At 70.3% G+C, this 22514-nt stretch carries 24 protein-coding genes; 3 read left to right on the top strand and 21 right to left on the bottom strand.

Features of this window, described 5'->3' with window-relative positions:
• Window positions 1–5 precede the first annotated feature (5 nt).
• The 3 genes from C6N31_RS36725 to C6N31_RS36735 are packed head-to-tail and all read right to left on the bottom strand — an operon-like array spanning window position 6 to window position 3909.
• A complete protein-coding gene (locus C6N31_RS36725; RefSeq protein ID WP_198359152.1) occupies window positions 6–1997 on the bottom strand; it encodes a coiled-coil domain-containing protein in 1992 nt (663 codons plus the stop codon).
• Between the two features lie 35 nt (window positions 1998–2032).
• Complete coding sequence (locus C6N31_RS36730) at window positions 2033–3511, bottom strand: relaxase/mobilization nuclease domain-containing protein (protein ID WP_198359153.1); 1479 nt, start codon at window positions 3509–3511, stop codon at window positions 2033–2035.
• The gene (locus tag C6N31_RS36735) at window positions 3511–3909 is read right to left on the bottom strand and encodes a hypothetical protein (RefSeq protein WP_198359154.1); all 399 of its coding nucleotides are present in this window, start codon (window positions 3907–3909) and stop codon (window positions 3511–3513) included. The genes C6N31_RS36730 and C6N31_RS36735 overlap by 1 nt, the downstream gene beginning before the upstream one ends.
• A gap of 303 nt (window positions 3910–4212) precedes the next feature.
• On the opposite strand from C6N31_RS36735, the gene C6N31_RS36740 reads away from it, so the two are divergent.
• Both C6N31_RS36740 and C6N31_RS36745 read left to right on the top strand, forming a co-directional pair.
• A complete protein-coding gene (locus tag C6N31_RS36740; protein WP_198359155.1) occupies window positions 4213–4566 on the top strand; it encodes a hypothetical protein in 354 nt (117 codons plus the stop codon).
• Between the two features lie 432 nt (window positions 4567–4998).
• Window positions 4999–5460 carry an HNH endonuclease gene (locus C6N31_RS36745; RefSeq protein ID WP_198359156.1) on the top strand — a complete coding sequence of 154 codons (462 nt, stop codon included), beginning with the start codon at window positions 4999–5001 and terminating at the stop codon, window positions 5458–5460.
• A 112-nt stretch (window positions 5461–5572) separates the two neighbouring features.
• Here the strand turns inward: C6N31_RS36745 and C6N31_RS36750 are convergent, their stop codons facing one another.
• The 6 genes from C6N31_RS36750 to C6N31_RS36775 all read right to left on the bottom strand — a co-directional run bounded on the left by C6N31_RS36750 (window position 5573) and on the right by C6N31_RS36775 (window position 10828).
• Window positions 5573–6583, bottom strand: a complete 1011-nt coding sequence (locus C6N31_RS36750; RefSeq protein WP_198359157.1) for a zeta toxin family protein — start codon at window positions 6581–6583, stop codon at window positions 5573–5575.
• Entirely contained in the window at window positions 6580–6810 is a 231-nt protein-coding gene (locus tag C6N31_RS36755) for a hypothetical protein (RefSeq protein WP_198359158.1), read from the bottom strand. Before C6N31_RS36755 ends, C6N31_RS36750 begins: the two co-directional genes overlap by 4 nt.
• Before the next feature lie 323 nt (window positions 6811–7133).
• The gene (locus C6N31_RS36760) at window positions 7134–7286 is read right to left on the bottom strand and encodes a hypothetical protein (RefSeq protein ID WP_198359159.1); all 153 of its coding nucleotides are present in this window, start codon (window positions 7284–7286) and stop codon (window positions 7134–7136) included.
• A gap of 77 nt (window positions 7287–7363) precedes the next feature.
• Window positions 7364–8995, bottom strand: a complete 1632-nt coding sequence (locus C6N31_RS45750) for a 3'-5' exonuclease (RefSeq protein ID WP_198359160.1) — start codon at window positions 8993–8995, stop codon at window positions 7364–7366.
• Window positions 8992–9366: a hypothetical protein gene (locus C6N31_RS36770; protein WP_198359161.1), complete on the bottom strand. Its 375-nt coding sequence runs from the start codon at window positions 9364–9366 to the stop codon at window positions 8992–8994. Before C6N31_RS36770 ends, C6N31_RS45750 begins: the two co-directional genes overlap by 4 nt.
• 31 nt (window positions 9367–9397) lie before the next feature.
• On the bottom strand, window positions 9398–10828 hold the full coding sequence (locus C6N31_RS36775) for a coiled-coil domain-containing protein (RefSeq protein WP_198359162.1): 1431 nt from the start codon (window positions 10826–10828) through the stop codon (window positions 9398–9400).
• 109 nt (window positions 10829–10937) lie between these two features.
• Here C6N31_RS36775 and C6N31_RS36780 point away from each other — a divergent pair, with 109 nt between their 5' ends.
• Entirely contained in the window at window positions 10938–11429 is a 492-nt protein-coding gene (locus tag C6N31_RS36780; RefSeq protein ID WP_198359163.1) for a hypothetical protein, read from the top strand.
• Window positions 11430–12189: 760 nt separating this feature from the next.
• On the opposite strand, the gene C6N31_RS36785 is transcribed toward C6N31_RS36780, so the two are convergent.
• From C6N31_RS36785 to C6N31_RS36840, 12 genes are all read right to left on the bottom strand, one after another.
• The gene (locus tag C6N31_RS36785) at window positions 12190–12543 is read right to left on the bottom strand and encodes a hypothetical protein (RefSeq protein WP_198359164.1); all 354 of its coding nucleotides are present in this window, start codon (window positions 12541–12543) and stop codon (window positions 12190–12192) included.
• A 44-nt stretch (window positions 12544–12587) separates the two neighbouring features.
• Complete coding sequence (locus C6N31_RS36790; protein WP_198359165.1) at window positions 12588–14723, bottom strand: hypothetical protein; 2136 nt, start codon at window positions 14721–14723, stop codon at window positions 12588–12590.
• Window positions 14724–15447: 724 nt separating this feature from the next.
• Window positions 15448–16002 carry a hypothetical protein gene (locus tag C6N31_RS36795; protein ID WP_198359166.1) on the bottom strand — a complete coding sequence of 185 codons (555 nt, stop codon included), beginning with the start codon at window positions 16000–16002 and terminating at the stop codon, window positions 15448–15450.
• Between the two features lie 76 nt (window positions 16003–16078).
• Entirely contained in the window at window positions 16079–16930 is an 852-nt protein-coding gene (locus C6N31_RS36800; protein WP_198359167.1) for a hypothetical protein, read from the bottom strand.
• Between the two features lie 85 nt (window positions 16931–17015).
• On the bottom strand, window positions 17016–17495 hold the full coding sequence (locus C6N31_RS36805; RefSeq protein WP_198359168.1) for a hypothetical protein: 480 nt from the start codon (window positions 17493–17495) through the stop codon (window positions 17016–17018).
• A gap of 210 nt (window positions 17496–17705) precedes the next feature.
• Complete coding sequence (locus C6N31_RS36810) at window positions 17706–18176, bottom strand: hypothetical protein (RefSeq protein ID WP_198359169.1); 471 nt, start codon at window positions 18174–18176, stop codon at window positions 17706–17708.
• Window positions 18177–18220: 44 nt separating this feature from the next.
• Window positions 18221–18496, bottom strand: coding sequence for a DUF6211 family protein (locus C6N31_RS36815; RefSeq protein WP_198359170.1), 276 nt, complete (start codon window positions 18494–18496; stop codon window positions 18221–18223).
• A gap of 769 nt (window positions 18497–19265) precedes the next feature.
• Window positions 19266–19661, bottom strand: a complete 396-nt coding sequence (locus C6N31_RS36820; protein ID WP_198359171.1) for a DUF6409 family protein — start codon at window positions 19659–19661, stop codon at window positions 19266–19268.
• Window positions 19662–19881: 220 nt separating this feature from the next.
• Window positions 19882–20568 carry a hypothetical protein gene (locus C6N31_RS36825; RefSeq protein WP_198359172.1) on the bottom strand — a complete coding sequence of 229 codons (687 nt, stop codon included), beginning with the start codon at window positions 20566–20568 and terminating at the stop codon, window positions 19882–19884.
• Window positions 20569–20652: 84 nt separating this feature from the next.
• Complete coding sequence (locus C6N31_RS36830; RefSeq protein ID WP_198359173.1) at window positions 20653–21354, bottom strand: hypothetical protein; 702 nt, start codon at window positions 21352–21354, stop codon at window positions 20653–20655.
• A 110-nt stretch (window positions 21355–21464) separates the two neighbouring features.
• On the bottom strand, window positions 21465–22127 hold the full coding sequence (locus C6N31_RS36835; protein ID WP_198359174.1) for a hypothetical protein: 663 nt from the start codon (window positions 22125–22127) through the stop codon (window positions 21465–21467).
• A 215-nt stretch (window positions 22128–22342) separates the two neighbouring features.
• Entirely contained in the window at window positions 22343–22513 is a 171-nt protein-coding gene (locus C6N31_RS36840) for a hypothetical protein (protein WP_198359175.1), read from the bottom strand.
• Window position 22514 lies beyond the last annotated feature (1 nt).

Genomic DNA, 22514 nt, shown 5'->3' on the forward strand with positions numbered 1-22514 from the left:
AGGAATCAGAGCTGAATGCCGGTGTCCCGTTCGCGTCCGGCTGACGGGGCTCCGCCGGAGTTCTTGGCGGCGCTCGGGGGTGATTCCACGGCGGCCTCTACTGCCTGAGGGAAACCCATGGCAGCGATTCGAACCGCGTCGGCCGCCTCCTGGTCCGCCAGCCCTGCCAGGGCGGCGCTGGCCTCGACACGGCGGGCGTCCTGGGCCTCGTCGAGGCCCGCCTCCGACTCGTCCGGGGCGGCGGCCTGCTCCGGCAGTTCGGTCACCGTCCAGACCGCCGGATCCTCGGCCCCGGGCGAGGCGATGATGACCGGTCCGGTCCCAAAGCCCCGTTCCGCCTCTTCTGCCAGTGTCTCCATCGCCTCCGGCTGCGGAGGCCGGCCCCATCGTTCGGCGTACTCCTGCCGCAGACGGGCCAGCGGCTCGGCTGAACCCTGCGTGTATGCCTCGGCCGTTCCGGTCTGCGCACGCCGTTCCAGCCACCGACTCTGCTCGGTGAGCTGTTCCGCGGCGCCGTGATCGTCGGTCGCCTGCTGCCGCAGCCTCTCGCCGACGGCGCGCAGTTTCTCCGCCTCCTCGGGGCTGAGTTGTTCCGCGTCGTTGTCGAGTTCACGGGCGGCTGCGAACTCATCGAAAGCGGCCTCATACAGGGCCTGGGCCTGGTCGTCGAGCTGCTGGGCCTGGATGGACAGTGGGACCGCGGGACCGGGCTCCTCGCGCCCCCCGAACAGCTCGGCAATCATCTCGGCGTCGGCATCGGCCGGGACGATCAGCCCGTGATGATCGGCGATGCTCTGACGAAGCTGGGAGCGGATTTCATCGCGGGCCCGGCCTTCCTGCCAACCATCGACATGGGCCCATACTCCGGCAATCTCCTCGGCGCTGGCGGTCGACCACCACCCGGCGTCAAGGCTCTCGCTCAACGTGCGGGCCTGGACCTCATGCGCGGGGTTCTCCCCGCGCAGGGCGGCGGTGGTTGCCTGAATCTGCACTCCGATCGCTGCCTGTTGCGCCTGCAGCTCCGAGACACCGATGTTCACGGCCTCGACGTTCTCGGTGAGGCGCCTCCGCTCCGCGTCGGACAGAGACGGGTCGGTGTCCAGTCGTGCTTGGTATTCGGCCTGTCGGGACAGCCGCAGCTTCTCGTCTGCCTGCAGACGGTCCAGCTCGCTGGTGAGCACGTACAGCCGTTCAGCGTCGGTGGCCTCCTCGGTACCGCTCAGGATCCGCCGCTGGCGGTCCTGCTCGGCTGCGAGAACGGGCTGAACCTGCTCGGCGCTCAACACCGCAGCGGGCACCCGTACGGGGTCCAGATCGCCGGTGTTCTCGATGACCTCGACGGTGAACCGGCTGCCGTCGCCGATGTCACGATCGGCTGCCCAGCGGAGGAATTCCTCCGCCCCCAACACTTCGGCGGGCATGCCCGGGGCGGCGACAGCCTCGCCCTGGTACGCGGGACGGTATGGGTCCTCGCGGTCCCGAATGATGATGATGAACGAGGTACCCGGCGATTCCTCGGCAACGGCCCGTGCCTTGTCGAGCATGGCGCGGAAATCCCGGTCCGTGAACGTGATCATCCGGGCGAGTTCCACCCCGCCCACCGGCCAGTTCGGAACGTCGATTCCGAACCGCTCCTTGAGCTGTTCGCGCAGGTGCTCCAGCGTCGCGGCGGCGTACGGGTCCGCGCCGGCCCACTCCGAAGCGGCCTGCCAGGTCCGGCCGATTCTGCGCGGGTCGGCGTCCTTCCAAAAACGCTCCTGCCATGCGGCCCGCAACAGCGGGTCGGCCGCTGCCCGCTCGGCCCGCAGCCGCTCTGCGGACTGGCGGCTGCGTTCCTCGCTGGCCTGACGCTCCCGCTCGTATTCGCGTTCGCGAGCCCGCACCACGGACTCAGCGATCAGCGCCGCAATGGTGATGGCGAGACGGATGGACTCCGCGACCGCTTCCATGCTCGCGGCGTAGACTTCTTCGGTCTCGTTTTGGTAGGTCTGGCTCATCCCGTACCCCCTTGTATCGGGCCGCCGGCTCGCGGCTATCGGCCGTGCTGCGGTCCTTCCGGGCCGCGTTCAAAGCTCGGATCCGTGTAGATCGGGCCTGGCTGCGGCAGTGCGCCGGGGCTGTCCTGGAGTTGCTGCCGTGCGCTCTGCAGACGGGCGAGGTCTCCGCGTGCACTGGCCTCGATCTCGCGGGCCTGGTCGCGGTCGTGTCGCGCTTGGTGCATGCCGTGGATGGCACGCATGGTGTTGCGGAGGGACTGTAGGAGAAGCGCCTCCCCGATGCGGGCCAAGGCACCATTGCGTGAATGGTTGACCACCAAGATCACCCCCCTGAGTTCGCCCGGGTTTCCGGGCTGTTGGTGGCGCTGCCCGTGGGGCAACTGCGCCGAGCGTGCCAGCACATCCGCCGCGTGAGCCAGCGGGCCGGGACGGTTTGGCTCGATCCGCGCAGACCATGCGGAAAATACTGCTGCGGCCTCGCGCGCGGTTTGCGACCACCGCACGCTGTCACCTGGTGGAACATCCGCCAGACGCTCACGCCAGTCGGTGACCTGCTGGGCGGCGATCTCCCATGCGGATTCGTCGCGCATCCACGGACTATTCATGACGCGGTCAGGCCCGCTGCCGCGCTCCGTCCACGCCGAAACTGCCTCTGCGGGATCGCTGTCCGGCCATTGCATGCGCAGAGCGCTGAGTGTCAGATCACCGGCGAGCTTTCCGCCGCCGAACCACGTGGGCGGCATGGAGCGATCTTCGCTGCGCAACGCGACGGAATAACCCACGACCGATCTCCGGTCACCGGTGCCGAAACGGGGACGGGCAAGAACACCGGAACAGCGCAGACGCTGGACGAAATCCGCCTCGCTGTTAGCTCCTCCAGCGGCGGCACGAACTCGCCGGGCGAGCGTACGGCGGGCAGGCTCGGGAAGTCCCTGACGTGTAGCGGACTCGCGTTCACCGCGCTTGATACCCGGCACACTCTGGCCGCGTCGTCCTTCGACGATACGCAGCCCTAGTTCCGTTTCCAGCTCGCCACAAATCTGCTGGGAGCGGGGGCGGTCCCGCCACACGTTGGCCTTGGTCCCATCCTCGCGGACCAAGTTGACCGCAACGTGGATGTGATCGTTTCCTCCGGTGCTCTTGCCGTGGTGCACCGCGATCCACCGGCATGGCGCTTTACCGGATGTCGAGCTAAAACCCATGGCGTCGACCATGCGGCCGGCTACCGTCGCCCACTGCTCGTCGCTCAGCTCGCCGTCCTCCGGGGGTAGCGAGATTGAGCAGTGCCAGACGTACCCGTCCTTCACGCCGGTACCGAACAGGGTCTTAGGTGCGGTGAGCTCACGTGATAGCGCGCTGAGTTGCCCGTCCTGCGTGAAATGAGGGGCGCCCTCTGCGGCCAGGCCCGCATGGCTGGCGATCATGCGCGGGTCGGTGTGCTCGTTTGCCCGGCCCGGGCCGAACAGGTACCCGACGAGCCCCGGGAGGTCCTGGCCGCGCGTCACGTTCGGCATCACGGGCGCACGTCCTCAGCGAACTCCTCGACTCGTCGCATAGCAACGGCGGCCCGCTCCAGCGTGGCCGCGATCTGCCGGTTCGGAACATCCACACCGGCGTTCAAGGTCTTGGCGATCTGGTTCACATTGTTCGTGACGTTGGCGACGAGTCGGCGCAGCCCCATGAGCTCCTGATACAGCGCCACACGCTCCGTCCGAGTCTGCGGCGGGGTGCCCGTAGCCGCCTCGATCAACGCTCTGGGCACGCTCACGCCCATCGCGATAGCGCGGGCCTGCACCGCCACCCATTCGTCGTCGGTCATCAGCACTTTCGTCACGTGCCGTCGTCCGCCCTCAACACGGGTCAGTCGCCCGCCGGAAGGGGCGCCGGCACGGCGCGGCTTCGGCTCGCTCATCGGTCCCACCCCTCCCAGCGAAGCGACCCCATTCCAATGGGGACCACACGTCAGTGTGCACCGCGCGCCGCCAGGCGGCCAGCGGCAAAGCGAGATCAGGTTACCTGATCTACTAGCTTGCTCCCGCTCTGCTTCGGCTGCCCGTTTCAGAAAACCCTGTCTGGCCTGCGCGTTCGGGAATGGTTAGCGCTGGCTCAGGCCCTGCGGAATCGGAGGTGCCGTCAGAAGCCAGACGGAGCAGAGTGAACGGTGTCCGGCGGTATGGGCATGCCCCAGAGGAGAAGCGCCCGGTACGCTGCCGTCATGAGCAATCCTCCGAAAGACGAAGATGTCCTGGCGGCGGCGCAGAACCTCCTCAGCGAGCGCCTCGAAGTGATCAAGACTCTTACCGCTGACACGAGGGCTGAGAGGCACGCGCAAGTGGCTTTGCTCGACCTGGCCAAGGCCACGGCCCAGACGTACGCCGAAGCACTGCGTATTGGGTGGAGTCCCGAGGAACTCAAGCGATTGGGGTTCAACGAGCCCACGGTCAAGCTCCCGGGTCGGCCTCGGCGGGTCCGTGGCGGGAAGTCCTCGGGATCTGTCAGCACCGTTCCGGCCCAGCCAGAGGCAGCGGACACGATCGCTCCTGCGGCCTCCGAGGCTGCGACCGCCTAACGGGGGAACCACACGGTCCGATTGCCCCTGAAAGTCGGTGGCAGGGCGGCATCGACGTCCGGTCTAGGTGACCACCCGGCCCCCGGGTGCGGCTCTCGTGGAAGCGCGCCGAAACGGCGGGCAGGGCGGGGGAAGTGTCCGGGCGAGGGCACCGAACGGCCCTACCGCCCGGCACGTGGCCGGGCACCGTCCCGACGTCGTCGACCCCTTGGACACCGTACGCGGCCCGTCAGCACGTCACGGGGCTGGCGGGGGGCAGTAGCTGCCGCGCTGTGGCCCGACCCGGCACCGCCTCCGGCCCCGTCGGCATCATCGTTGCCGACGGACGCCCGCGAGGATTACCGGACTGGAGACCCGATGCCAACCGTTCCCGAAGTCGTGCGGCCGCCAGCATCAAAACCACGGTATGCGGACGTCCGTGAATGGACGCGCATGCGTTCGTACATCGTCGTCACGTCGGCCTGTTGGGTTTATACCGGCGGCCTGAGCGACGACGGATACGGGCGCTTCTGGGCGGCGGCCGGACCAGCCGAAAACCGGTCAGACGTAGTGCGGCCATCACGATGGATGTGGGCTGCACATCACGGACCGATCCCTGACCGGATTGTGTGCCGGCACCGCTGTGATCTGACGATTTGTGTGCGGCCCGAGTGCCTCGAACTCGGAGACCAGGTGGACAATCTCATGGACGCTGCACGTCGCGACCGGATCACCAATCTCGGCCGAGTCGGCAAGGCCGACCGGCGGGGTGCCGCAGCGGCCGCCGGAGCCATTCGGACGGCCATCCTGGAGGCCGTAGGCGACGGCATGCACGATCCGGTGGAACTAGCATCGGTCGTATCCGCCGCGCGGGCGGAGGGCGATCCCTACGGCGCGCATCAAAGACTGTTTTGACCCCACCTAACGGTTCCACTTCGTGCTGGAGTGGAACCGTTAGGTGGGTCGGATCACGCCGCGTTCGGCCTCTCGATCCAGGCCCGCAGGGGTTGTATCGAGGATGGCAGGGTCATCGCTCGGCTTCTTCGTCGCGCTCACGCTGTGGTGGTTCCTCTGGCGTCAACGCGACGGAGGTATCGGCTGAGCTGCCGCCGATGACGGGGCCTCTGCCGAAACCGAGTCCGGCGATCCGTGCCGTGTTGCGCCGGTCCACGACATCGGGGTGCAGAAGCGGTCTGGCAAGCTCGTCAATACGGTCTAGCTGGGCTCGGAACTCCTGCGGCATCTCGCGCCGTAGCTTGTCCTGGACCGTGAGGAAATCCCAGGTCTCGGCTGGCGACAGCGGATGGTTCCGAGCCTGCTCGATGGCCGCCGCAAAGCCAGGAGTGTCCCGCCACTGACCACTCTCGGTCTGGGCGTTCGCAAACCCTGGTTTGGCCTCGCCCCGCCGGTAGACGGCTTCGTAGTGGGCCAACAGCTCGGCGTCGATTGTCTCGGCCAGCACGGGGATCCCGACGAACGACGCTTCCGACTTTTCCGGAAGGGTCAGGCGGCCCTGACCGCGGTCCTTCACCTGTTCCCAGTAGCGATTGAGGATGCCTTGTTCGCTGGCAGCTCGCGATACCCCAAGCGCGACGGCCTCGACAATGAATCCTGCGGCGCGGTTGTCGCGGATCGCCTGCGCCGATGCGGCCGGATCGTTCGCGATGTCCTGGACGAGTACGTTGATCCGGCGGTCCCGGGTGTACTCCATGGCCTGTCGCATCCATTCGCGGCCGGCTGGCCCGATGTAGCGCGTCATCAGCCGGTCGTCACGAGCCATAAGTTCGGCGTAGGCCGGGTGGTACGGCTTGTAGAGGTCGGTGTCGATGTCGGCAAACCCACCTCGGGCGTTGAGCTGGCGCGCGATCATCGCGGCCACTGCCGTCTTCCCGGCGCCGGGCTGCCCTATGAGGATGACGGCTACGGGCTGTTCTTGTGGCCGACGACCCTCTAAGAGGTCGGGCACGATGCCCGTCTCGAACGCGTGCCGGCTTTCGGCGGGAGAGAGTGTGTAGTGCTCCGCTTCGGGGTCGGTCATACGCGGCCGCCTCGGCGGAGGATGTGGAGTTGCTCGGCGTACTGGGCCCGCACCCGGGCAATCCCCTTGCTGTCGGTGGGGTCCAGTGCCTCACGCTCACGCTGGCTGGCCGTCCGACGGCGCCGGTACTCGGTGAGCTTCTGCTCATCCCGCACTGTCTCCGGACGGTTCTCTTCCTCCGCGATCAGTTCGGTGTAGGCGCCCACCACGCCGAGAATCGCCTCCACGGCGGCCTCATATGCAACTGATCGTTCCGATGACCACTGGTACGGATCCATAGATCCGCTGATCGGTTCCAGGACGTCACTCCCCCTTGTTGACCTTGCAGGTGTGGCCAACTTATCGGAGCGCGTAGGCGACTGGTTCGGCCGCCGGCTACGTGTAGTTGTGAGCTGCACTGCGACCCATCCGCCCAGGACTGTGGCGAGTGTGAGGGCCGCGTACTTGGTGCGTCGATTCATCGTGTGACTCGCTTCCAATTGCGGTTGCATCTGGTTGAGGTCGCATCGCGGGTGGTGCAGGGACTGGCTCGATGGTGGCGCGCGGCAGGTCACTCCGGATCGGGTTGTGCGGCGAGTTCCACTAGGCGTGAGATCACGGCGTGACAGTCGGCCAGTGCGCGGTGGCCGCCGTTGAGTCGCTGCCACGTGTAGTTGCCCCAGAAGTCGGACCACTCGCCGGCCAGAATGGCGTAGGCCTCCATCGCGCAACGGTCCCACTGCTGGGCGTCCATCCAGGCTGCGGCGTGCGGGTGGAGCTCGTGCTCCAGGAGTCGGCGGTCTACGGGGTGGGGTCGGCGGGGGTGAATTGGTGGCCGTGCCCCTCGGCGATGTCGAGAAGGATGGTACGGGCCGCGTGGCAATCGCCGAGTGCCCGGTGGTCTCCGTCCAGGCGCCAATCCCTGCGGAGTCCGTGGAAGGCGGTCCGGGCCGCCATCAGGCACCCCCATCGGTCGTCGTCGGCAAGGTGCATGAGGCGCTTGCCGATCCGTGCGGTGTCGCGGGCGATGGTCTGCCGGTCGAACTGCGCGTTGTAGGCGAGCACGGTCCGCCCTCGGGTGACGTGCCGTACTTTCGGGAGTACTTTCCCCCACCCGGGGGCGGTCTCCAGCTCCTCATCCGTGATGCCGTGGATGGCTCGGGCGCCGTCGCTGACGGGCTCTCCCGGCTTCACCAAAGTGTTCAGCAATGGGGCGCCGGTGGCGCTGTCGGTGATGGCGATCTCGCAGACCAGCCCGGCCAGTGAAGTGGTCTCGGTGTCCACAATCGCGCTGGCGCCGGGCTGGAGCATCTGCCGGGCCCAACGGGTGTGCTCGCCCCACGGGGTGCCCAGGGTGATCCGGCTCGCGTGCGGGGCGGCCTCGGTGTCGTCCTGGAGCTCCTGAGCGACGGTGGCGCGGGTCGGCCGGCCGTCGTGGTGATCCCAGTCCAGTGCCCACGTGTCGGCGGATCCGTCGTACTGAGCCCACACGGTGACCTGGTGCCGGTCGGCGAGCTCGGCGGCGAACCGGCGGACGATGGCGGCACGGGTCTGGGATCGGTGCGCGTACTCCCGCAGCACGGACGGTTTTCCCTTGGGCACGGCGCGGACCGCGTCCCAGTCGACGTCCGGGAGCTCGCGCAGGGCGAGCACCGCGCCGGTGGTGTACATCGGCACGTCCACGGTGCGGTAGGTGCCGGTCTTAATGGTGGCGATCTCGGCCGGCTCGATCCATCCGGCGGCCACGACGTAATCCCAGTCGGTGCGCCGGATCTCCAGTGCGGCGGCGGCCTGGTCGGGTCCGATCAGCCGGCTTGCGGTGACCTGCTCGGTCAGCGCCTCGTCGGCGGCGAGCGCGTCCAGGTCGGCGTTCGCGTACCGGTCGAACCGGCCCGGTGTCAGGTGTCGGGCGGTGGCCACGTCGGTGAACTCGCGGGCCTTCCATCCGAGGTACTGGGCGGCTTCGTGACGGTCGCGGCTGGCGGCGATCCACGCCACCCGGGCGGCGACCGTGGCGGCCAGTTCCTCGGCGTGCTCGGCGGCCAGGCGCTCGGCGTCCCGCACCGAATACAGTGGCCAGCCCTTGTAGGTGTCCAGGACGGCGATCCGGTCGCGGTCGGCCATCTCGCGGACGTCAGCGGCGGTCGCCTCGACGCCGGCCGTCTGGTGCCACAACTCGGCGATGCGGTGGGCGCCCAACGCCTCGCGGGCGGCGATGGCCTCCAAGAGGTCCGGGGCCTTGGGGCGGATGGTGTCCGCGGCGGCGGCGGACCATCCCCGGGTGTGGTCGCGGGGCGGGATGACACCGAGTTCCTGACCACGGGTGAGGTGCCAGGTAGTGACGCCCAGTTCCTCGGCGAGCTCGGCCCCGGTGACCACGGTTCGGGCCTTCGGTGCGGGTCCCGTCGTGGCGGGGGCGGCGTCGGCGGTCACCGGATGTCCAGGCCGTAGGCGCGGGCGACGACATCCATAATCTTCGGATCGACCTGCACCCGGCCGTAGGCGGCGGTGCGGTCGTCGCCGACGTCGCGGCGCGGCTGGTCCTCGCGCCGGATGATCGTCATGCCGGCGGAGAGCCGCAGCGCGTCCCAGATCGCGGCGCATTGCTGCTCGGTGCCCGTCACCCTCACCTCGGCCGGGGGCGGCCCGCTGGGGGTCGGCGCCTGGGCGGGGATCGGGACGGCGGCGGCATGAGCGGTGTCACAGAACACCATCCAGACCGGGCCGCGCTTCTCGGCGATGCCCGCGCCGGTGGCGACCTGGGCACGGCAGCTACCGCACTGCCCGGGGTACTTGTTGGCCATAGTCGTATCAACTCCTGTGCGTGGGGTCGGGTTACTGCTGCTCGGCGGGTCCGCGCTGGCTGCGGATGGCACGCGCCTCGGTCTCGGCTGCCTGCGCCCGCTCCTCCGCCCGGGTGGCCCGTGCGTCGGCGTTGTCGGCCCGCTCTTCGGCCTTGGTGATGCGGGCTTCGGCCCGGTCCGCCCGGGTCTCGGTCTCCTTGGCCCGGCGCTGTTCGCTGTCCGCGCGCTGCTCGGCGAGCTGGCGTTGCCGGGTCTGCTCGGCGAGCTCTTCGCGCACGGTGACCAGTTCCGCGGCGATCTGGTCCCGCTCGGCGGCGGCCTCGGTCGCCAGGGCCCGCGCGGCGTCCTTGGCCGTGACGGCGGTGGTGGTGCTGTGTTCGGCGGCGGCCTGGGCGCGTTCGGCTTCCCGGGCCTGTGCCTCCGCGCTCTCGGCCCGCTCGACGGCGGCGGCTCGTACGGCCTCGGCGATGCGGGCGGCCTCCTCGGCGGTGTCCGCGCGGGTGACCGCGAGGCGCGCGGTCTCGACGGCGGCGGCGCGGTCGGCGGCGGCGTGTTCGGCGGCCGTGCGGGCTGCTTCCATCGCGGCAACGGCGGCGTCTTGCGCGCGCTGGGCGGCGACCTGCTGGCGTTCGGCTTCCCGCGCCTGTGCCTCGGCGGTGTCCGCGCGTTCGATGGCGCTGGTGCGCTCACGCTCGGCGTCCTCCCGGCGTGCGGTCTGGCCGGTGAGATCCCGCAACGCCTGATCGCGCTGGGCGACGGCTGCGGCGCGGGCCGTGTCGGCGGCGGTCGCCTGCGCGGTGGCCTGCTCGCTGCGCTCCTTGGCACGGCGGGCCTCCTCGGCGAATGCCACGCGGGCGGCCTCGGCGGAGACGGCTTTCCCCTCGGCCTCGCCCTGGAGCCGGGCGGCCTCCCGCGCGTCGGACAGCGCGGTGTCCCGTGCCCTCTCGGCGTCCTCCTTGGCCACCTTGTCGCGCTGGGCTGCGGCCTGCGCGGACTGGGCCTCGGCGCGGGCCTGCTGCGCGTCCCCCCGCGCGGTCGCGGCGTCGGCGGCGGCTCGGGCGGCGGTGCTGTTGGCGGCCGCCACCTCGGAGGCGTTCGCAGCGCGGGCGGCAGCCAATCGCGCTTCCATGCCCTCGGGGCTCTTGACGCTCTGGATCTCGCGCATCAAGTCCTCGGAGACCTGCCCCAGCCGCTCCGTCAGCTCCTCCGCGCGGATCAACTGGCCGGGCAGTCCCGGACTCGTGCGCTCGCGAGCTCGGGCGGCCTTCGCGTCGTTCTGACACCGCTTGTCGCAGTACTCCGGCGGCCGTCCGGCCCCGGTCCGGCTCTTGGGGATCCGGGCACCGCACGACGCGCACGGCTCGGGCCAGTACCCGTACGGGGCTTCCCCCTGCTGCTCGGAATCGGCGCCGGTGTCCGGCTCGTCGTCGCTCATCTCGCCCGTGGTGGTGTTGACGCTCATGCGGCTGCTGCTCTCGTGTCCGAAGTGCGGGAAGTGCTGGAGGGGTCGGGACCAATTCTGTCGATCCGACAGGGTCGGCGGCGCCGTTCTCGGTGTGGGGGTCGGGCGGTTGACGGTCGGCTGCCGGGACCGGCTCGGGGTGCTGCGGGTCCGGGCCGTAGTGGGTGATGACCGCGCCCGGGTCGTCGCCGTACTCGACCGGGGCCGGGTCGTCGACCTGCCGCCACACCGCCATCACCGCGGCGTGCCGGTCGGCGGCGTCCCGGACGGTGTGCTGCTCGTCCTGGGCCAACTGCTCAGCGCCCTCTACGGCGGCCAGGACGCGGGCCTTGGTGACCTCGCTCTCGGCCGCCAGGCGATCCATCGCGGCGCGGGCGGCCACGTGCCGGCGGCGGGCCTCGCGGCCGCAGTAGAGCGGGGCGAGCCGGTCAGCCTCCTCGGCGGCCGGGACCGGCGCCTCCTTGCGCCACACCTGGTGAGCGCGGGCACCGTCCGCAGTGGCCACCACGGCACCCCATCCGGTGCCGCCCTCGTCGCGGGCCAGGAACCCCGCCTCGATCAGGGCCTCGACCCGGGCGCGGGCCACCTTGCGGCCTCGTGAAGTGAGCGAGGCCCGGGTCAGATCCAGCCGGAAGAACGTGCCGTCGTCGGCCCAGTGCAACAAGCCCGTCATCGCCCACAACACCGCGTCGGCCTGCGCGGCACTCCACCCAAGCCGGGCCGCCTGCTCGGCGCGGCGGTCCGCGTCCAACAGCTCGCGCACCGCCTCCTCATGCCCCGCGTAGTGCCGACGGGCCGCGAACAGCGCCGGACCGCGCTCCTCGAACCCCTCCTCGACCACAGTCCAGCCACCACCGGTACCGCAGCGCAGACACAGCACACCCCACCGGTCATCCCGCAAATTCAACGACCGGACCGCCACCCGCGAATCCGGCAACTCGGCGGTACCGGCGACCTGCTGATGCATCATCATGTCTCGATCCTACCATTTCTGGAATACTGTTTCTAGTATTCCAGAAATTAAAATTGGCAACGGATTGCGGATTCTAGGTGGGGTTTCTGTCGGCTTCTCGCCGACCGGTTGCGCTGCGCGGACCGTGGTCCGCGTTCTCGGCCCCATCTCGGTGCCGGCGTTCTCGCGGCGGGCTGTGCGCCTCACGCCGTGTCAGTTTCCGCATGTGCATGCGAACTGTTGCCGGTCCTGCTGGGCCTCGGCGCCCGGGTGGAGGTCAGGCGCCGTAGTGGTCGTCCCGGTGGTGCTGGGCTTCCCGGTGCGAGTCTCACCGGCCGTCGTGCTCCGGTGCGGTTCGCGGTGGTGCGTCTGCGACTCTACCGCGTGCGCGGCCTGGAGGGCGAGAGCGTCACAGGTGGGCGTGTCGGGCGCCGGCTGCGGTAAGGACGTCCTCCGTCACCCGGTCCTCCCAGAGCTGCCACATGGTGATAGCCAAGTGGGCCGGCTCCTCGTACTGCGGGTGCCGCGCCGCAAGATGGGCCAGGGCGTGTGCGCGGCGGCGGTGGTGACCGGCGACGTCATGGGCGCTGGGCGGCTCGACGCCGTACCGCGTCGCGTCCAGGGCGCTCGTCAGGAGCTCGGCGCCCTCGTGGCTGAGTCGGGCGAGCTCGGCGTATCCGGCGGCGTCGCTGCTGGCGGCCGGGCCAGGCAGGGCCAGCAGGAATCCGCGGGCCTGCGTGTGCTCCTCGGCGCTCAGGGCCACGGTGCTGCCTTTCCTCGGCTGGACAGTGACGGGGCACCAGGATCTCACGCGGCGGCCGCCGTGGTGTCGGTCTCGGCGATCTGCGGGGCGAGCTGGCTGCGGACGGCGGGCAGCTCGACGACACGGCCAGCCTGGGCGAGCTCGTCGGCGGCCGCGAAGTACTCCAGGGCGCCGATGCGCTGGGCCTCGATCTCCCATGCCCGGCGGTGGTCCGCCCGGCCTTTGCCGGGCTGGCTGCCGGTGCTCTTCGCCCCGGGGAAGCGGGGGTACTTGCGGTCGTACGGATCCATCCCCGGCAGCACCATCTGATCCGCCGGCGCCCTCATGCCCTGCTCGCGCTTCACCTCGATGAACTCCCTGCACCACTCGACGTCACGTGACCACCACCGCGCCCGCTCCTGGTCGACCACGGCCGTCATCACCTGCTCCGCGGTGCGTGTCGCGGTCCCCAACTCCGCGGCCGCCTCGTACAGGCTCCTCGACGTGCGTACGGCTCTCTGCCGTCCTGTCCGGGGGTCGGTCCTGATCTGGATCACCTGCACTGTCTGGAGAGCGTCCAGGTGCCTCCTGATGGTGTCCTCCCCGTACCCGGTAGCCACGGTGAGTTGAGAGAGCTGGACACCCGTCTCCAGGGCCTCCAGGGTGCGGGCAGCGTGGTGACCCAAGGAGTGCCACAGGCCGGACTGTTGAAAAACGATCTTCGCGGGGAGCTGCGAGAGAAGAACATTGAGGGCGGGGGGGGGCGGGGTGTTACCACTTCTGTCGGACCCCGTGTGAACTGGGGTTTTGTGCGGCGTAGCGGGGACGGCAGGGAGGGTGTGGAGCGCGCATCGGTGGTGCTCGCTGGTGGGGCACTGGTGCTCGGCGGCGACGGCGATGCGGCGGGCGATGCCCCCGGCCAGGCTGGCGGGAGCGGTCTCCGCCAACCACCCGTCAGGCAACAGCCGCTCGCGCAGTGCCTGGGCGACGGTATCGGCATGGCACCCCGCCAGCACCGCCACGACGCGGCAGGATGCGGACACGTCCGCGCTGCCGGACCGCGCCATGAGGTAAGCCACGGCACGCAGAATCGCGCGGTCCATGGGGCCGGACTGCCGGGCCCAGTACGCAGCGCCTACCGCCTCCATCCGGGCCAACAGGTCCGCGGCGGCCGCCGCGCCCTCGGTCAGTGCCTCGGTGGCGTCGGGGGTGTCGGTGGCGCGGCGGGGGCGGCGGGCCGCGTCCCAGACGGCGAGCTGCCAGCACCGCTTCATCCGGCTCCTGGCCTGCGCCGGGGACAGAGCCACGCGCCGGGCGCCGTTGCTGCTCGTCCGCAGCCATTCCAGGGCCGGGGAAGCCCTCTTGTCGGCAACGAGCTGGGCGGCCTGGTCATAGGACCACCCGGCCGCCGCGAGCATCACCAGGACCGTATGGACGATCCGCTGATGGTCGCCGGCCCCGGTGCCGGGCGTGCGGTGCAGTGCGGCCAGGGCCTTGGTCCCCACCGGCCGCCACGGCACCGCGATGCGGTCGTGCCCGCTGGCATCCTGGGCGATCGGCCGCAGCACCGGACCGCGTGCCGCGATCGACGGCGGCACCACCCGGCCCCGCTGGTACTCCCGGCCCGCTACCCGCTGCGCGGGTACCGTCTCGGTGCGGAAGGCGGTGGTGGTGGCCGCGCGCCGCTCGTCGAGCAATGCCGGCGCCCCGGCCATCGCCTCCAACGTCGCGGCGAAATCCTCGAACCGCTCCACCGCCGACCCAGACCGCAGGATGACGACGGCTTCACCGATCGTGTGGGCCGTCAGCCGGGCGAATCCGCCCTTGCGGTGCAGGGATCCGGGCGGGCGTACGGCGCCGGCCGCCGGGTTCGTCATCGGGGAGGTGTCGAGCGTCGGGAACAGCGCCTGCGCGGCCTCCATGATCCTGAGCGCGAGGGACGGGCTCATGCCCTTCGGCACCGACGTCCACAGGTGCACTCCCCCGCCCGGTCCGGACGCCACAGGAACCGCCCGGATGCCGTGAGCCGCCAGCAACTTGCCCAGCGCGAGCGCGTCGGCCCACACGCGGACCGCGCCGCCCCGGCTGGCGTCCAGGTCGAACACCACGAACAGGAAGCGGTACACGTCGTTCTGTGCCCACTGACGGCGTGCCAGGTACATGGCAACCGGCCGCGCCGTGGTCGCCTCGCTGTTGGGCAACGAATCGGGGTAATAGTTCCCCCATCCGGCTCCCTCCGGTCCGGCGGCCCGGTGCATCCTGCCTGGAGAAAGGCTCAGGAACTCGGTCAAAATGCTCTGTTCTTCGCTGGCGGTGACGTCGACAAGTCCGCTGATCGACACTCCGATTGGCGGCATAGCTGTTCCGTCACCATCGCTTGTTGCTACGATGGCGCTGTCCTCTTCGGTCTGGTGGACGCACAGAAGCTCGGTCCGGCGGTTGATCCGTCAGATGGGGCCCTGCTTGGGAATGAGACTCCTCGGGTGGCAGCCCGTATGAGGAGACTCAAAGATCATTCAGTTGTCCCTGTCCGGCGCCCCCTTCACGGGGGCCTTTTTTTTAGCTAGCTATGCGCGCCTCCCGGGAGGCGGCCGGTACCTGTTGCCCGTGCAACTCTTTGAGTGCGCGGCGGAGTACTTCGGACCCGGACACACCCATGACACGGATCAGGTCCTCGTACCAAATGCGCGCCGGCTCTCCGGGTTCCATCAACACGGATGCGCGAATCGGCTTATCGGCGGCGAACGCGCCGGTTTTGCCTCGCTGCTGCACTCCTCTGGGTCCTGCCATGATCGCGATCTTAGACCCAAGAGCCGCGTTCATGTTGCACGACTGGGCGTGTTGGAAGAACTTCTTCCGGTGACGGGAGTGTTTGGCGGGCCCTATGGGCGAATTCGCCCGGATCGTAATGGGTCTGATGGCCGGTCAGACAGCGCCGCTCGGCGTGTCGCGCGCCTGGGCGGTGAATCCGCGGCGGCGTGCGGTGGTCTCGACGTACGGCACGTGGGTGGGGCACGTCTCCACTGCGGCGACCTGCTCGCCGGCGGGGTCGCGCAGGATCATGCGGTGGGCGGCGGCGGGGACTTGGCCGTACCGGTCGCGCATTCCGCGGCCCACGCATACTTCGCATTCGGTGTACGTGCCTGCGGCCAGCGGTGGGGCTGGGACCTCGACGGTGATTTCGCGGATCACCTCACGCACTACCTCGACGATCTCGACCCTGGTCATGGTGGCGCGCTGGGCGGCCAGGATCTCGGCGGCCGGCACGGCGACGGGCGGAAGCGTCCACTTCTGATCCACGCGGGCGCTGGCGGCCGCCAACCGCTCTTGCGGCGGTAGGGCGAGGCGGCGTTGCTTCTCGGCCTTGGCGGCGGCGTGACGCTCAGCCTCTGCCCGCCGCGCCGCCTTCAACCGGCGGTTCTCTTCCTCCTGCTGACGCTTGGCGCTCAGGCGCTGTGAGACGTCTCCGGGGGTTGCCATCTGTCCATCATCGACCATCGGTTGAACGCGGGTGGGCCACACCGAGCGGTGTGGCCCACCTGGTCGCCCTGGCAGGCTAGCTGTCGGTCTGCGGGTCGGTCTCCTGCGGGGCAACCGGTACGAAATCAGCTCCGCACTGGCCGCAGAAAACGGGCTCGGGCTCCTCGCCGACGGGGGCGAACGCGGCCCCGCACAGACCACAGATCACGGGGCCCGCTTCGTACATGGCCGGAGTGACCTGCATGGATCGCGGCTTCTTGCACTGGCACACGACTTTGAAGCGCTTTCCGTTGCGCTTGTCCTTCTCCTCTTCCTGCTCTGCGCCGCCCTCGTCCTGGGCGCTGTCGCCGGCCTCGTCCTGTTCGGTGGGCCGCGGGGCGTATCCCCGGTAGGGCAGTGCGGCAGCGTCCAGGGCCTCGATCACCTCGGCGTACGCGGCCGCCGTGGTGTCGGGCAGGGTGCAGAACGCCCAGCCGTGCGTGGGGACGGACTCGCGCGGGCCCTGCATGCCCATCTCCTCCGCGAGTTCAACGAACTTCTTGTTGTGGTACCTCAGCGCGTCGCCGCTGCAGTCCTTGATGCCCCGGGTGGTGGCGACGCCGTGGGCGGCCTCGTGGATCATGACCGCCAGGACTTCCCGGGCACCCTGGGCGATGAGTTCGCCCGCAATGAACATCTCGTGCGCGCGGGTGCTGCCCTCACGGGTGGCCCACTGCCTCTCAACGAAGTGGCCCAATCGGGCGCCCCCGTGTTGGTTCTGGTTGCCGGTGATGAGCACGGCGCGCGGTACGTCCGGGTGGCGGTCGCGGATCGCTGCCCACGCGGTTTCCAACGCTGCGATGATCCGGCCGCCGTGGTCGAGCTCGCGGGCCGGGGCTGCGGCCTGCTCGGGGATGGTGGCGGTGGGGGTGTCCGTGGCGTCGGTCATCTGCCGTTTCCTCATTCTCATGTGCATGCGAAGTCTGGACCAGAAAGGGGCCGGGGGCGGCGGTGTCGCTGCCCCCGGCGGCTGGCTACTTCCGGTCCGTCGTGCGCTGTGCGGGGAAGCGGAGGGGTTCGACCGAGCGGCGCGGGCCGGGGATGCTCGGGATCACCGGCGCGTTGTCGTCATGACTGTCGGTGTCGGCGCGCAGATCCCGCGCGGTGAGGAACTGCGCGAGGGCGTGGAGGCAGTGAGCCGTGTCGATGTCGAACGCGCGGCCCGGGGCACCGTCGTAGAGGATTTCCGCCCGCTCGCCGGAGAACACACCGTCGGGGGAGGTGTAGAGAACGGCCGTCCATGCGGTGTGCTCGCTGGGCAGGTGGTGGATCCGGGCGTCGTCGGCAATGCCGATGCTCGCGCCGTCCGCCAGGTCGACGAATACCGCCCAGCAGCCCCCCGCCACGTCCCGGGCGGTAGAGGTCAGCCCCTGCCGGGACAATGCGGCCTGGAGGCGCCCTCCGGCGGTCTCCTGGTAGGGCGTCATGCGGCTGTCGTTGCTGCTCGTGCTCATGGGGAACTCCGTGGTGTGTAGGGAGTGGCCCGGCCGGTCGGCCGGGCGATGCGTCGGGAAGCGGTGCCAACCCCTCCCGAACAAGCTCTATTAAACCATGTTTAACTCTGGCTGTCCAGCCTTCTTGCTACGCCGATCGAGTGAAGGTACTGGTCAGGTGCCTCGGGGGCCGACTGCCGCAACTGGGGCCGGCCAGCTGCGGCGTGGTGGCTACCGCCCCGTCTCTGTCTCGCTTTGATCCTGGTTTCCGCGGGTGCGGGCGCGGGTCAGGATGCGGCGGGCGGTGTAGTCCGGGACCGCGTACGCCTGCTCGATGTCCTGGCGGGTGACCTGGGGGCGGCGGCCGGCGTCCGCGTCGGCGATCCACTGGGCCACTTCGGCGGCGCGGGGGTCGCGGTCGGGGCGCGGTGCAAGGCCCGGGGCGCCGCCGCGGCCGCCGCGGCTGCGGCGGCGCTCGGGGTCTGGCCGGGTGGTGGTGGCGTACGCCTGGGCGCGATCGAGCCGCCACATCGGGCGCCGGCGGGTCGGCAGCTCGTCCCAGCTGTCCGGCTCGGGGAATCCGTCCGGGGGCTTGGTCAGCCAATGAGAAAGGGTGGTGGTGTCCTTGTGACCGAGGAGCCGCGCGAATTCGGCCGGGGGAATCAGGCGCGTGGGGTCGTTGTCCTGGGGCGTTCCGGGCACGTCGGGTCTCCATGGGTGCGGCATGGTGCCGCTGGTCGTGGCGCTCACCGGACCGGAGTCCACGTGACGGGACCGGCGTCGGTGCACCGTGTGACGGTGGCGATGTCGGCGATCGTCACGGTAGCGGCCCAGTCCCAGTAAGCGGGGTGGTCGTCGGTGTGGTTGAGCTCGTAGGTGTCGGCCACGGCCTCGGGCGGGAGATCGGCGACGACGAACGAGGCGCCGGCCTCGACGCCGGCGCTGTTGCCGGGGCACAGGGTGACGGTGTCGAACGGCAGCGGGCTGCCGGATTCGAGGGCGGGGGGGAATGCGTTTACCATGTGGGTGCTCCTGTGTAGGGAGACCTCGGCGGCGGTGCCAACCAATACCCGCCGAGGTGACGACGGCCGGCGGATTCGTCCGTCGGCCGTCGTCGTTGCGTCGGTTGTCAGAGTGCGCGCTCCCGGCCTGTGGGCCGGGGTTGCTGTCCGGGAGACGACACCCCGGACAGATTCTATTAAAGCATGTTTCCCGGGTCTGTATCAGTCGTCTCGCGTGAGTGGCCGGCGTGCGGCCGGCTCCCGGGGCAGTGCAGTGTGCTTGCCGCCGCGCTGGTCGATCGGGTCACGCGATGCGGGGCACGCTGTACGGCCGCTTGTCTGTAAGAGGGTTTTTGGGCCGCACTACAGCAAGGTGATTTGGCTGCACTCCCGAACGCGCGGACGACAGCAAGGAGAAGGCCACACCGGCCCCTTCTTGCTGGCCAGGCTTGTGCGCCAGCTCCCCAAAACCCTTCCCACAGACAGGGGTGGCGTTGTTCTGATAGACGTCGGCGCGGAGCTGGTATTCGGACATTCGGGACCTCTGTCGGTTGGTTGTGCGGTGGAAACTCTGCGGGGTGGCCGGGTGCCGGCGCGCGCTCCCACGCCCGGCGCCCGTCGCTGCTCGGACTGGCCGCCTGCGGCCTGGCCGGGCAGGGGCGGTGAACGCGCCGGGCAGCCGGGGCCGCCGCCCCGAAGGGGTGTCCTTTCAGGGCGCGGCCGGCGCGGGGCTGCCGGTCGCGAGGTGCGGGGCTGGCCGCCGGGTGGCTCCCGGCGGCCAGCGGACCGGCTACCGGTCGCGGTGCTCGCGCTGCTCGTGGGCCCGCTCGACCCGCTCGATCAGGGGCGCGAGGCAGTCCAGGTGCCAGGGAGCCGAAATCAGGGCCAGCCCGCGCTCGATGGACTCGAACGCGCCGCGCGGCATGGTCTCCAACGTGGTGGACAACGGGGTGATCTCGGCCGGGAAGATCGCGTGCATGCTCTCGCCCGACTGCGGCTGTCCCTGGCCCCAGAACCACACCAAAACCATGGTGGCGCTCTCTGCGGCGCCCCATGCGTCCACGACCACACCGGAGCCGGTGGGGATGCGGGGGTACTGCGCGAGCGGCTGGACGCTGACCAGCGTTCCGGCGGGCAGATCGCGGACCGCCGGTACGGGGCGGGCGATGCGCTGGGCGGCAATCATGGGTGGCTCCTTGGTGTGTAGGAAGCGGCCCGGCCGGTCGGCCGGGCGGTGATCCGGGAGGCGGTGCCAACCCCTCCCGAACAAGCTCTATTAAACCATGTAACAGGTGTTGCTGTCCACTCGGAACGGGCGCCGAATGGGTGAACGGCGCTGATCACAGGGGCCGTTGGGTCCGACCGGGGCCGGTGGGGGGGGTCGGCCCCGGTCGGCTGAGCGGGCGTCAGTCCTTCGCGGGGGTCCAGCGGCAGCGAATCAGGTTCGTCTGTCGGGTGCCCTGGTACTGGCCGTGGCTGGCCACCGTGCCGGTGACCTGCACGCGGGCCCCCTTGTCCGGGACGTTCTTGGTCTTGGCCTCCCAGACGTAGATGTGGTGGTCTGCATCGCGGAACTTGACCAAGAGGCGCGGCTGCTCGCTGTAGCCGAAACGGCTGCTGCCCTGGTCGACCACCACCGCCACGGTGACGGTGAGCGTCAGGCGCTCGCCCTGGGCGCCCTGGTGGCGGGAGTGCTCGGCCGAAGCGGTGCGCTCGGCGGCCATCGCGGCGCGCTGCTGCGTGCGCCGGTAGGCGTCGACGGCGGAGCACAGAACGGGGATGTCCCGGGTGCTGGCGCGCTCCATGCGGGCGATGCGGGCGAGGGTGGTCCGGTAGGCGTTGCCGCGCTCGCCTTCGGCGCACCATGCCAGGACGGCGGGGGTTTCGGCGGCGGCTGCCTCGCACTGGGCGGCGAACCTCTGGCGGTCCCCGCGCTCGATCGGGTCCTGTGCGAAGAGCCAGCGCTCGACATCCATGGCAGTGGGTACGGCGGGTTCCCACTGGCGGGTAAGCGGCTGGTAGTAGCCGCGTGCGCGGGTGACGGCGGCGGCGGCGCGGATGATCTCGGTGGGGGTCAGTGCGGCGGTGGCCACGGGTGCGCTCCTGTGGTGTGTAGGGGGTTGGGCGGGGTCCGGCGGCGGACGGGGTGCCGTCCGTCCGCCGCCGGGGCGGTGGGGCTATTCGGCCGCGTCGCACGCGCACAGCGTGCGGAAACCGTCGCTGTCGACCTCGATTTCCTCTCCGCAGTCCTCGCACCGCGCGGCCCGGGTCCGGACGGCGGGGGCGGCGGCCTGCGGGGCCTGGCGGCCTCCGTGGATCGCGGCGTCCTGGGTGAGCGGGCCGTGATCGGCCTCGTACGCCCGGGGCTCGGTGACGGTCCACGCGTGGAAGAACTGGTTCGTCTGCTGCGGGTGCGCTCCGCACACCAGTAGGCGGGTGGCGGGGTCTACAGCGGGGTGCAGTACGCGGGTGGCGGGCGCGGTGCAGTGCCCGGCCTGCGGGCTGACGAACACTTCGCACGTGAGAGGGGGCGGGGTGATGATCAGTCGGGGGAGGTTGCTGCCCATGCGGAAGTCGTTGAGCGTGGTGACCTGCCATCCGGCGGCCTTGAACGCCCGGCGGTAGGCGTTGGCGGCGTCCTTGATGGCCCACGAGCGGCGCATGGTGTCGTGGTAATCCTCGCTGCTCGTGGCGTCGTCGTGTGCGTGCTCGTAGCTGACGACGATTTCGCCGGTTGCGCTGCGGGGGTCGAGGTAGGCGCCTGCGCTGAGGGTGTGGCCGGTGGCGTTGAGCGTGGCGAGGGGGAGGGCAGCGCGGGTGAGGATCGCGCGGGCGGCGCGGACGGCGGGCGCGGGGGTCTGGGCGGTGGCGTCGGTCATGGGTGTTAGTCCTCCTGGGTAGGGTCCGCCGGTGGTCCGGGCGGGGTGGGGAGGCGGTGCCAGCCTCCGGGGGTGGGCGGGGCGCCGGTGAGGCGCCCCGCCCGGTGGGACTAGCGGAGCGGGGTCACCTGGTCGACGTCGACCGGGCGCGTCATCACGACGCGGATGACGTCCAACAGGCGCGGCGCGAGCGCGTAGCGGCGGGGGCGCCCGTCGTACAGGTGCGCGTGGGCACGGCGGACGGCGGCACCGTCCGGCAGCACGGCGGGGCCTTCGCCGTCGTACTTGTAGAAGCGGTGGACCTGGTAGGCACCCGGCACGTCGGGGGCCGGGCGGTCCTGCTCGCGCGGCAGTACCTCCACGTTGGCCGGGAAGTAGGTCAGGGTGTCGGTGCACTCGGTGATGGTGACCTGCTCGGCGCCGGGCAGGCGGCCCGCCCATTCGTACTGCGCGCGGGCCGTCTCGCCGGTGTGCATCTTGCTTGAGCGGAAGCCCTTGCCCTGGATGACGTACTCCACCTGCCAGTAGCGGGTGCGCTTGGTGCGGACGGCGTCCAGGAACGTGATCACGCGGTTCGCGACCTCGGCGGCGAACTCCCCGCCCTCGAAATACGCCTCCACGCGGGCGGCGGCCTCGCCGAGAGTGACGGCCGTGGTGGCGATGCGGGCATGCAGCGAGCGCTGCGAGTCGCGGGACTGCTGCGCGATGAACGCGAGTCGTACGAACTCGTCCAGCTGCTGCGGGTCGTGCAGATCGGGAGTAACGGTGTTCACGGGTTCTCCTCGTGTAGGGGTACGCCTCAGGCCGGCCTGGGGCCGGGGGTTGCTTCGGGAGGCGGTGCCAACCCCTCCCGAACAGTCTCTATTAAACCATGTTCGTGGCGTTGTGTCCAATCGGGCCGATGTCCGAATGGGGGCAAGTCCGCTGGCCATGGGGCCGGTTGGGGTCCCGCCGGACCGGTGCGCGACCGGTCCGGCGGGGTGGTGGGTCAGGCGGACCGGCGGCCCCTGGGCGCCTGGATGGCCTCGATGGCGTGCGCCTGGGCCTCCCGGAGCCGGTTGGCGACCTTGGCGGCGCGGGCGGCACGGTCTTCGGGGGTGCCGTAGTCGGCCCTCGCCTGGGCCAGCAGGGCGCGGGCGGCGGGGGTGGGCTTGCTCATG

Source organism: Streptomyces fildesensis (assembly GCF_016107395.1).
Taxonomy (GTDB): Bacteria; Actinomycetota; Actinomycetes; order Streptomycetales; family Streptomycetaceae; genus Actinacidiphila; species Actinacidiphila fildesensis.

Bases quoted from the DNA above. Each gene is read 5' to 3' on its own strand.
- C6N31_RS36725 (WP_198359152.1), bottom strand. From the start codon at position 1,997: ATGAGCCAGACCTACCAAAACGAGACCGAAGAAGTCTACGCCGCGAGC.
- C6N31_RS36730 (WP_198359153.1), bottom strand. From the start codon at position 3,511: ATGCCGAACGTGACGCGCGGCCAGGACCTCCCGGGGCTCGTCGGGTAC.
- C6N31_RS36735 (WP_198359154.1), bottom strand. From the start codon at position 3,909: ATGAGCGAGCCGAAGCCGCGCCGTGCCGGCGCCCCTTCCGGCGGGCGA.
- C6N31_RS36740 (WP_198359155.1), top strand. From the start codon at position 4,213: ATGAGCAATCCTCCGAAAGACGAAGATGTCCTGGCGGCGGCGCAGAAC.
- C6N31_RS36745 (WP_198359156.1), top strand. From the start codon at position 4,999: ATGCGTTCGTACATCGTCGTCACGTCGGCCTGTTGGGTTTATACCGGC.
- C6N31_RS36750 (WP_198359157.1), bottom strand. From the start codon at position 6,583: ATGACCGACCCCGAAGCGGAGCACTACACACTCTCTCCCGCCGAAAGC.
- C6N31_RS36760 (WP_198359159.1), bottom strand. From the start codon at position 7,286: ATGGAGGCCTACGCCATTCTGGCCGGCGAGTGGTCCGACTTCTGGGGC.
- C6N31_RS36770 (WP_198359161.1), bottom strand. From the start codon at position 9,366: ATGGCCAACAAGTACCCCGGGCAGTGCGGTAGCTGCCGTGCCCAGGTC.
- C6N31_RS36775 (WP_198359162.1), bottom strand. From the start codon at position 10,828: ATGAGCGTCAACACCACCACGGGCGAGATGAGCGACGACGAGCCGGAC.
- C6N31_RS36795 (WP_198359166.1), bottom strand. From the start codon at position 16,002: ATGGCAACCCCCGGAGACGTCTCACAGCGCCTGAGCGCCAAGCGTCAG.
- C6N31_RS36800 (WP_198359167.1), bottom strand. From the start codon at position 16,930: ATGACCGACGCCACGGACACCCCCACCGCCACCATCCCCGAGCAGGCC.
- C6N31_RS36805 (WP_198359168.1), bottom strand. From the start codon at position 17,495: ATGAGCACGAGCAGCAACGACAGCCGCATGACGCCCTACCAGGAGACC.
- C6N31_RS36815 (WP_198359170.1), bottom strand. From the start codon at position 18,496: ATGGTAAACGCATTCCCCCCCGCCCTCGAATCCGGCAGCCCGCTGCCG.
- C6N31_RS36820 (WP_198359171.1), bottom strand. From the start codon at position 19,661: ATGATTGCCGCCCAGCGCATCGCCCGCCCCGTACCGGCGGTCCGCGAT.
- C6N31_RS36830 (WP_198359173.1), bottom strand. From the start codon at position 21,354: ATGACCGACGCCACCGCCCAGACCCCCGCGCCCGCCGTCCGCGCCGCC.
- C6N31_RS36840 (WP_198359175.1), bottom strand. From the start codon at position 22,513: ATGAGCAAGCCCACCCCCGCCGCCCGCGCCCTGCTGGCCCAGGCGAGG.